Genomic DNA, 8,801 nt, shown 5'->3' with positions numbered 1-8,801 from the left:
GCCTTCAGGCCGGGGAGGATGTCAATTTCCCAGTTTCACCCTCCTCTCTGGCTCAGCTTGGAGCCAATGGCCTCATCGGCAAACCCTTCAACGCCGCCACCCTGGCTGCGGACATCTGTGCTCTGCTGGGCTGGGATCCCTGACTCAACCCTGAACCCGCCCCAAAGACCCCTGGGATCCCACCGATATCCGCCAAATCGCGTAGAAGAAACGTACAAATTGCCTACGCAAATCCTCGATGTTTCTCTGTACTTCCACTGATCTCGAGGCTATGATAGGGGCATGAACGTTAGAAATACGGAGGAAACACAGATGCAAGTCAGTGAAGATCTAACCCTGGACTACCGTACTTACCGCATAGCAGCCCTATTGAGCGAGAGCTTCTCTTTGGGAGCACTGCTGGGAGTATCCCTCAAGTGGCAGAACGATGTCTCCTCCGTGAATGAGCCGCGGCCCAGGGCTTCCCATCTTTCCCTGCAGGACATCGAGCAGCGCTACCTCACCTCTTGGCAAAGATAGTCTTCTCCCTTCAAAAACCATCTCTCAAACAGAACCAGCCATGAATACAAGTCTTGACTCTGTTACTCTGCCCTCCAGCATCCAAGAAATCGTGGAGCAGGTGTTCCGCAGCAGCTTCCTCAGCTTGGGCCAAGAGAACCGCATCAATGAGCTGCTCTTTCAGCGGCGCTACTCTGAGGCTGACCTGGAACTGTTGGACTGCCTAAGCTTGGCGTTGCTGAACCATCAAATTGAGACGGAAAAACGTTCTGCGGCAAAAGCTGCCTGACCCCCAAAACGCATCAAGTTCCTCCAAAGCAAAAGGGGATCCCAGCTGGATCCCCTTATTTGTCCAATCTGAGTCCAGTGACCTAGCTGATCTCCAAGGAAAACCCTGGAAGCGCCCCGGCAAGCATTCCAGAGTTCTTGCAGGATGTGGGGACTAGACCGCAACGGTCTTCTTCACCTGAGCCGCCAAAGCTCCAGAAGCATACTTGGCTGCCATCTCATCCAAGGTAACCACCGGAACTTTGGTGCCATGGCCAGCACAGCCGAAGGCAATGTAGCGCTCAGCACAGACTTTTTGCATTTCCTTGATGGAAGGCTTGAGGAAGTGGCGGGGGTCAAACTCTTTCGGATTCTCGGCCAGAGCGCGGCGCACGGCAGCTGTGATGGCCAGGCGGTTGTCGGTGTCGATGTTTACTTTGCGCACTCCATTTTGGATGCCCCGCTGAATTTCTTCCAGCGGCACACCGTAAGTCTCGGGAATGGAGCCGCCGTATTCGTTGATGATGTCGATCAGCTCCTTGGGCACCGAGGAGGAACCGTGCATCACCAGGTGCGTGTTGGGCAGGCGGCGGTGGATCTCGGCGATGCGCTCCATGTCGAGGATGTCACCAGTGGGCTTCCGGGAGAACTTGTAGGCGCCATGGCTGGTACCAATGGCTACGGCCAGCGCATCCACCTGAGTTCGCTCCACAAAGTCCACCGCTTGGTCGGGGTCGGTGAGGAGTTGGTCATGGCTGAGCGCCTCTTCCGCGCCGTGGCCATCTTCCGCTTCCCCACGGCCCGTTTCCAGGGATCCCAGGCAGCCCAGTTCCCCTTCCACACTCACCCCGATTGCATGAGCCACTTTCACCACCTCGGAGGTAACGGCCACGTTGTACTCGTAGCTGGCCGGGGTCTTGGCATCTTCCTTGAGGGATCCATCCATCATGACGCTGGTGAAGCCGTTGCGGATGGCGGAATAGCAGGTAGCCGGGCTATTGCCGTGGTCTTGGTGCATGGCGACGGGGATGTGGGGGTAGGTCTCCACTGCCGCCAGGATCAGGTGCCGCAGAAAGTTCTCGCCCGCATACTTGCGTGCCCCTCGAGAGGCTTGCAGGATAACGGGGCTGTTGGTTTCATGGGCTGCCTGCATGATTGCTTGGATCTGCTCCATGTTGTTGACGTTGAAGGCAGGAATGCCGTAGCCATGTTCGGCGGCATGATCCAGCAGCGTCCGCATTGCAACGAGAGCCATCGGTTACCTCCTGAGGTGCTGACCTAGTGCGTATGAGATTTGCTTACCGTTGATCTTAAGATACTTTTTACGTTTTGGCGGATAAGCCGCCGGGGATCTGCGTATCTTGCCGAGGGATCTTTGCAACCATTGGCCGCAATGCTCGCGCTCAGACGCAACAGGCGCGCCGACATCTTCAGATACAGTGGGGAGGGGCAAGACTGTTGGGCGCTTGCATCGAGGATGGATCTGCCCATGCCCGCTCAATTTATCTCTTAGTCTCTCTAATTCTACTGTGGTGTTTTTGTGTTGTTTGCCCGGAGGAATGGGAACGTGCGTTGCAATCGCTGGCCGGTCTTGGGTGTAAAGCCAACAAGGGCTCTGTCCTGCTGGGGCAAAAGGCTGCGCTGGGTGCGAGGAACCGGTTTGGCAATGGCCTGCTGGGCAGTGGCGGGCCTTCGGTCGGCAGCTTGGGGGATCCCTGGGCAATCTCCGGATCAGGTGGCGGCCTGGGTGAGGGACAATCCTGTGCTGCGGCCCCGTCCGGGCGAAACCCTGAACATCAACCGAGTGGAGCCGGATGGATCCCGTTTTACGTTCTTGGCTTCGGTGGCTCCGCCGGGACGGATCATCAACCCGCTGGATCGGGAGACGATTCGCTCGGAACGGATGACGTTCTTTCGCCCCCAAGGACTGACAGCAGAGGATCTCTTTCAAGCCATTCGCGATGTCTATGGGCCGGAGATCGCCGCCGATCTGGATCAGGCGGTGGAGGTGATTCGCTACCCATCCCCAGAAGCTCTGGCAAGCAGTCCGGGCTATACCTTGGCCCTTGCCATCCAAGGGGTGGTGCTGCGGGGAAACCAATTTGTGTACTGGCTGGAGCTGACGCAAAACCCCGATGGCCGTGTACAGCAGGGGCAGGTGTGGGTGTTCCAAGAGGAATGGCTACCCAAGGTGGAAGGGGAGTTGGCGGAACGTTTCCCCTTGCAGGTGATGACCCGTTGAGGGGCCCCCAATCTTTATCCCCGAGGAGAAGGGCGCTCAGGGGCGGAGGGAGTTGCTGACATCCAAAGCCGGCAATTCCACCCGTTCTACCTGGGGCCGAAAGCCCAACCAAGGAGTGGCCAACTGGGCAAATCGCTCTGGATCCCCGCTCACACAGAAACGGTGGGGTTCCTCCTGGGCAGCGGTCAAGGGGCGACGCAAGTCCCACAAACTCAATTCGCGGGCCAGGGATCCCACCAGCGCCATCCCTGGATCCACCCGTTTGACCGAGGACGGCAGCAAAGGCTTCAGGATTGGATCCAGCAGGGGGTAGTGAGTACAGCCATAGACAAGAGTATCGATCCCCTGTTGCAACAGCGGTTGCAGGTAGCGTTCAGCCGCCTGTCGCAGAGCAGGGCTATCCAGCCATCCGGCTTCAATGAGAGGGACGAACTCAGGGCAGGCCTGCTCCCAACAGTAAACGGGGTACGGAAAACGTTTGGGATCCAGAGCGCTGTACTCTTGAATGGCTTTTGAGTAAGCGCGACTCTTGACCGTGGCCACCGTGGCGAGCACCCCAATGCGGGATCCCTGGGCCAGTGCTGCCTGGGCGCCGGGTAGGATTAACCCTAGAATGGGCAGGGCAAACTCCTGCCGCACGTGGTCCAGAGCCAAGGCCGAGCTGGTATTGCAGGCCATCACCACCAGCTTCACCGGCTGTGCCTGCATCCATGTCAGAATTTGCCGCACAAAGGCCAGGATCTCCTCTGGCGAGCGTTCCCCATAGGGCAACCGCGCTGTGTCGCCGAAGTAGATGAGCCGTTCCTGGGGGAGCCGGCGGCGTAAGGCTCGCCAAACCGTCAGCCCGCCCAAGCCGCTGTCAAACACCCCAATTGGCCAACTGGGATCTGGCTCTGATTTCCACTCCCACTGCATGCTCCGTTCTCCTCAACACCTTGGCCTAAGCTGCTGTATCCTACCCTGCTTTCGAGAATCTCGGCGACAGATTCCCTGCCTTCCCTCTGAGATCAACTGGGCCAACTGGATCGTCAATTCGATCAGTTAAGGATCAATTGAGAGATCCGATAGACATGAACAAGCTCAGCCAACGGCTAGCGACTGCGCAAGAAAGTCTCAATGCCATCGGCAATGGCCCGCGCCAAAATAGCCTGATATTCGGCAGTGGCCAATTTTCGCCCTTCGGTTGGGTTGGTTACGTATCCCAACTCCAGCAGCACGGAGGGCATACCCACAGGTGTTTCCCGCACCACAAAAAAGCGGGCTCGTCTCACCCCCCGGTCAGCAGCACCGGTGGCCCTGACCAAGCTGCGGTGCAAGATGGCGGCCAGCTCGGCGCTATCGGGTCGCAGGTAATAGGTCTCGATGCCGTGAATGCCGGAGCGATCCAGGGCGTTGGCATGAATGCTCACCAGCAGGGCAGCATTGGCCTGAACGGCCATATCCACCCGCGGTTGCAGCAGCACTTCCCGGTCATCGGTGCGGGTCATCACCACCCCGTACCCCCGCTCCTGCAGCAGTCGTTGCACCTGGTGGGCAACGGAGAGCACGATGTCCTTCTCCTGGATCCCATCCACCCCGATGGCACCGGGATCCCGTCCCCCGTGGCCGGGGTCGATGGCAATGACCGTCCGGTTCAGAGATTGGGGGGTGGAAGGGGAGGCAGGGCCGGGCGTCTGCGGCTGAGGTATTGGTGGAGGAGCATTCAGAGGTCGCAGCTCCAAGGTAATGCGGCGGGATCCCTGGCCGGGGTTGGGCTCGAAGACATTGAACTCCTCGGCGGGCTGCACCAGAATGCTGACCGTGCGGGCATCTTCCTGGACAAAGCGGATCCGCTCCACCGGCCCTCCAACCGGCAAGCCGGGATCCGGCATAGACTGGGGCAGGCGAGCGGGCGCCACGTTGATGCGGTAGCCACCACTCTCGGGATCCCAGCCGGCCCGGTAGAACATGAATCCATCGGCGCTGATGATCAACCGGTTGCCCTGGAGCTGAACCGATTGCAACGTGGCCAGCGGCCCACTGCTGTTGACAGAGCTGACCTCGGGCAAAAGGCTGGCCTGGGCAGCACCGCCGGCAGGCTGGATCCAGATCCCACCTCGCTGTGGGTCGTAGCGGGCTTCCCAGTCGCCACCGGAGGAATCCACATCCAGCACTACCCGAGCAACGGTGGGCTCAAACTGCCCGATACGCAGCCGCGAAACCCCCAGACGGTTGATGACATAAGCTCGCTGGGTGAGGGCAGGGCTGAGGGTGGTGTTGAGAAAATCCACCACTACCCGATCCGGATCGAGGATGCGCCGCACCGTAGTGGAGGGGCTGCCTTGGGTACGGATAAAAAAGCCTTCTGCTTGCGGGGATACCTCTAAAATTTGATGGCCGGAGCGAGGAGATGGGGTGGGTGCCGGGCGTCGGGGAGGCAGTGTCGGCAAAGGCGGGGACGGCGGGAAGGGATCCCTGGAACCTCCCAATAAGCCGGCAGATGAAGGGGGAGAAGAAGAGAGAGATCCGGCCTGGGTGAATTGAACAGCCCAGCGGGAGGGGCCGGCAGTGAGCAGTTGCAGTTGGTTGAGGCTGAGAGGCTGATCCGGCTGCAGATAGAGCACAAAGCGGGTAATGGTATCCGTAAGCTGGCTAATCTGCAGAGAGGTGACACGGCCCGCAAAAGTCTGGGTTTGGGGCTCCTGTCCAAAGCGGGTGTTGGGAAAATCCAGCACAACCCGAGGCGGATTCTGCAGCACGAACAGAAAAGGCCGCACCTCGCCCTGGGTGTTAACTTCCAGCCGCCCCTGCTGGGGGTCGTAGTACCAACGCTCAATGCGCGATAAACCTGGGGCTGTAATCGCCTGAGCCTGGACAGATTCCGGGGGAAACAGTCCTGCCCCCGCCAAGCTCAACAGCAGCATCGCCCCCCATATCCGCCTTGACCTCGGCTTGCCGAATTCGGGCATGACCTTCCATCCACTCCCCACACCTGCTGCCCTCAACTATACCAACCTGCCCTCGGAGCAGCCTGGGAAGGAGCGCAATTCCGCTCTTGCCTGCAGGGCTGGGGGATGATGGGTAGAGGCTCGCCCCTTCTTCTTCCTGCTTGTTCTCCGGCGAGGTATCTTGGGATGCCCAAACCACCGGATCTCCTAACCCTGGCCCGAGCTGGACACGCCCAGTCGATTGTGCAGGTTGTGCGGATGGAGCTGCTGCGGCGTCGCTGGTGTGCTCAGGTAGACTTTGCCGACGAGACCCTGCACATTCACCTCATCGGATCCCCTTATCGGCCTCAGCTCTCCCCCCAAGTTGCCGCCGCCCAACTGTTTCTGATCCTGAAGCAACTGCGGATTCCACGGCTGGATCAAGTGGAGATTTGCGCTTTCCGCGGCTCACGCTTGCTCTGGCGGCAGAGCCTAAAGCTGGGATCCCGGCAGCGTTGGGATCGGTTTTCCTTCGATAACTGGGCAGTCAACGCTTGGGCTTACCCGGCTGCGTTTGCGGTGGCCCTGATGGTGAACAACATAGGCTTGTTGCAGTTGTTGCATTTGCCTCTTCACATTTGGATCCACGAATTTGGCCATGCCACCGTCGCCTGGTGGAGCGGGTATCGGGCTTTGCCTCTGCCCATCGGCTGGACAAGCGTTAGCTCGCAGAGGGATCCCTTTGTGTATTTTGGAATCCTCTTTTTACTGATTCTACTCTTCTGGTCAGCCCGCAAGGAGCGGATTGGGTGGCTGCAGGTGCTGGCCATCTTTCTTGCTCTATTGCAGTTTTACATGACCTGGCTGATGCCCAATCGCACCTGTGAGATGTTGTTTGTCTTTAGCGGCGTTGGAGGAGAATTTTATCTCAGCACCTTTCTGATGGCCAGCTTTTATTTTCCCTTGCCAGATCGCTGGCGATGGGATTTTTGGCGATTTGTCGTGCTGGGGATCGCGAGCAGCAGCCTGTGGAGAAGCTTTTGGGAATGGCACAGCATCAGACTGGGATTGGCCGAGGTTCCCTGGGGAACTTTGTTGGGCGGCCAAGGAGATGCCAGGGGGGATATGAACCGCCTAAACTACGACTTTGGCTGGAGCACCGATCAAATTATCCAAACCTACACTTTTTTAGGGAACCTGTGTGTTTTCGTCGTATTGAGCCTATATGTTCTATTCCTGTTGCGGGCAAATGATGAGATTTGGCTGTATCTGCGAGCAAAGCTTATTCTTTGGATGGATGGTTTGATAGGCTCCAGTTCAAGGAAACGTTCTTAAGATCCTCTTGTACTGAACATTGCCCCAACTACAACTTTTTCCGGCAGCACCAGCTACATCCGGCGCAAAATGAGCTCTTGGGTAAAAGGGATCCCGCTTGTCTCCAGAACTTCCCTAGTGTCCAACTCGATTCCTCAAGGGGGCAGGATCATTTTGGTTTTGGACTGCAGCTTTGCCGGTTGGGAATTGCTCCAACCACTCCGTTGAGCTCAGAGGGCGTTTGTGGTGCCCATCTGGGCAATGATTGGGCGGGAGAAGCGGCACCCCTATCAGGTTGGAGATGGCCTGTTGAGCATTCGCTCTATGCTGAGGGATATGTATAGACAAACTTCCTCTGCAACGGTACTTTACCCATGTCAGCCGCCTTCTCTTGGCCCTACCGCACCCCAGGGATCCCAGACTCTGCCTTTGAACGCATCCCAGGGATCCCGATGAGCCCTCGTGAGGTGCGCGTGTTGGTGCTAAGCCAGTTGCGCCTGGGAGAGAACCACTGCCTGTGGGATATCGGCGCCGGAACCGGCACAATTGCCATTGAAGCGGCTGTTCTATGCCCCAAAGCTCGCGTGATTGCCATCGAGCGAGATGCCGAGGTAGTCAGCCTAATCGAGAGCAATTGCGAGAAATTTGGCCTCACCAACGTGCAGGTGATTCAAGGTACTGCCCCCGATTGTCTGCAACACCTTTCTCCGGCACCGGATCGCATCTGCATTGAGGGAGGCCACCCCCTACGCGAGATCTTGGAAGCCTGCTGGAGCCATCTCAGCCCCAACGGGCGGGTCGTGGCGACGACCAACTCTTTGGATGGGCTCTACGGCCTTTCTGCCGGCCTGGCCGCTGTGCGGGCTCATCATGTGGAGGTGATTCAATCGGCGGTGAACCGCCTGGAACACCGCGGTCGGACTCAAATGCTGCTGGCATTGGATCCCACCTTTGTTTTGAGCGGAGAAAAAATGGGCTAAGTTTTGTGTAAACTGTTTACATTTTTTGGTAGATCTTTTCCCAAGGTGGTGAATAAAAGCAGATTGGTCTGTCTCGAATGTCTTAAACTGCCAAAAAAGATTGGGCCACCACAAACCTTAAGCTATACTGATGTTTCTCGATCCCAAACTCAAATCTGCTTTTATACCAGATTAAGAGAGCTGGGAAACCCAATAGCTATGGATCAATTCCAACACCCCTTTCAGGAGTCACGGGAAGTCAAACTGCGGCAACTGTTGATTCGGGAGCGCTGGCCGGAAATGCTGAAAGGCTGCCGGGCTTGCATCCATTGGGACGACTTCAAGCGACCGGAATGCTGCGGTGACTGCGGCATTGGCGATCGCCGTAGGCAAGCGGTAACCGAAGAAAGCCCACCCAGCAAGTCCCCAGGAATTTAGGGTTTCCCAAGCTTTCCAGAGGGGGATCCCAGCTCTTGTGGTGGTTTGTAGTAATTTTTACCTAGGGAGTTTTACCCAAAAATTGGGTCCCAAGCCCAGTCTTCACATCTGTCTGCAGCCAGAGCAAACCAGCAAGGTGGGGAGGCAACGAGCGCCTCTCGCAGGATCGTTATGTCG

The 8,801-nt window shown here is 57.7% G+C and carries 9 protein-coding genes; 6 read left to right on the top strand and 3 right to left on the bottom strand.

What is annotated here, in order from left to right; all coding sequences use genetic code 11:
• Window positions 1-312 precede the first annotated feature (312 nt).
• Window positions 313-519 carry a hypothetical protein gene (locus NW820_RS07495; protein ID WP_011432020.1) on the top strand — a complete coding sequence of 69 codons (207 nt, stop codon included), beginning with the start codon at window positions 313-315 and terminating at the stop codon, window positions 517-519.
• Window positions 520-559: 40 nt separating this feature from the next.
• A complete protein-coding gene (locus NW820_RS07490) occupies window positions 560-787 on the top strand; it encodes a hypothetical protein (RefSeq protein WP_011432021.1) in 228 nt (75 codons plus the stop codon).
• 153 nt (window positions 788-940) lie between these two features.
• Here NW820_RS07490 and fba read toward each other — a convergent pair whose 3' ends face one another.
• Entirely contained in the window at window positions 941-2,020 is a 1,080-nt protein-coding gene (fba, locus tag NW820_RS07485; protein ID WP_011432022.1) for a class II fructose-bisphosphate aldolase, read from the bottom strand.
• Window positions 2,021-2,410: 390 nt separating this feature from the next.
• Between fba and NW820_RS07480 the strand changes: the two genes are divergently transcribed.
• On the top strand, window positions 2,411-3,007 hold the full coding sequence (locus NW820_RS07480; protein WP_414350535.1) for a hypothetical protein: 597 nt from the start codon (window positions 2,411-2,413) through the stop codon (window positions 3,005-3,007).
• A gap of 36 nt (window positions 3,008-3,043) precedes the next feature.
• Here NW820_RS07480 and murI read toward each other — a convergent pair whose 3' ends face one another.
• Entirely contained in the window at window positions 3,044-3,922 is an 879-nt protein-coding gene (murI, locus tag NW820_RS07475; RefSeq protein ID WP_414407128.1) for a glutamate racemase, read from the bottom strand.
• A gap of 176 nt (window positions 3,923-4,098) precedes the next feature.
• Complete coding sequence (locus tag NW820_RS07470; protein WP_414350538.1) at window positions 4,099-5,910, bottom strand: N-acetylmuramoyl-L-alanine amidase; 1,812 nt, start codon at window positions 5,908-5,910, stop codon at window positions 4,099-4,101.
• A 210-nt stretch (window positions 5,911-6,120) separates the two neighbouring features.
• Here NW820_RS07470 and NW820_RS07465 point away from each other — a divergent pair, with 210 nt between their 5' ends.
• The 3 genes from NW820_RS07465 to NW820_RS07455 all read left to right on the top strand — a co-directional run bounded on the left by NW820_RS07465 (window position 6,121) and on the right by NW820_RS07455 (window position 8,624).
• Window positions 6,121-7,248, top strand: coding sequence for a hypothetical protein (locus NW820_RS07465; RefSeq protein ID WP_414407127.1), 1,128 nt, complete (start codon window positions 6,121-6,123; stop codon window positions 7,246-7,248).
• A gap of 353 nt (window positions 7,249-7,601) precedes the next feature.
• A complete protein-coding gene (cbiT, locus tag NW820_RS07460; RefSeq protein WP_011432027.1) occupies window positions 7,602-8,207 on the top strand; it encodes a precorrin-6Y C5,15-methyltransferase subunit CbiT in 606 nt (201 codons plus the stop codon).
• Window positions 8,208-8,405: 198 nt separating this feature from the next.
• Window positions 8,406-8,624: a hypothetical protein gene (locus NW820_RS07455; protein WP_414407126.1), complete on the top strand. Its 219-nt coding sequence runs from the start codon at window positions 8,406-8,408 to the stop codon at window positions 8,622-8,624.
• The last annotated feature ends 177 nt before the right edge of the window (window positions 8,625-8,801 follow it).

This window comes from Synechococcus sp. R55.7, from assembly GCF_047461955.1.
Classification (GTDB): domain Bacteria; phylum Cyanobacteriota; class Cyanobacteriia; order Thermostichales; family Thermostichaceae; genus Thermostichus.
The sequence above is the reverse complement of the archived record's forward strand: the minus strand, read 5'-3'. Positions and strand labels throughout refer to the sequence as shown.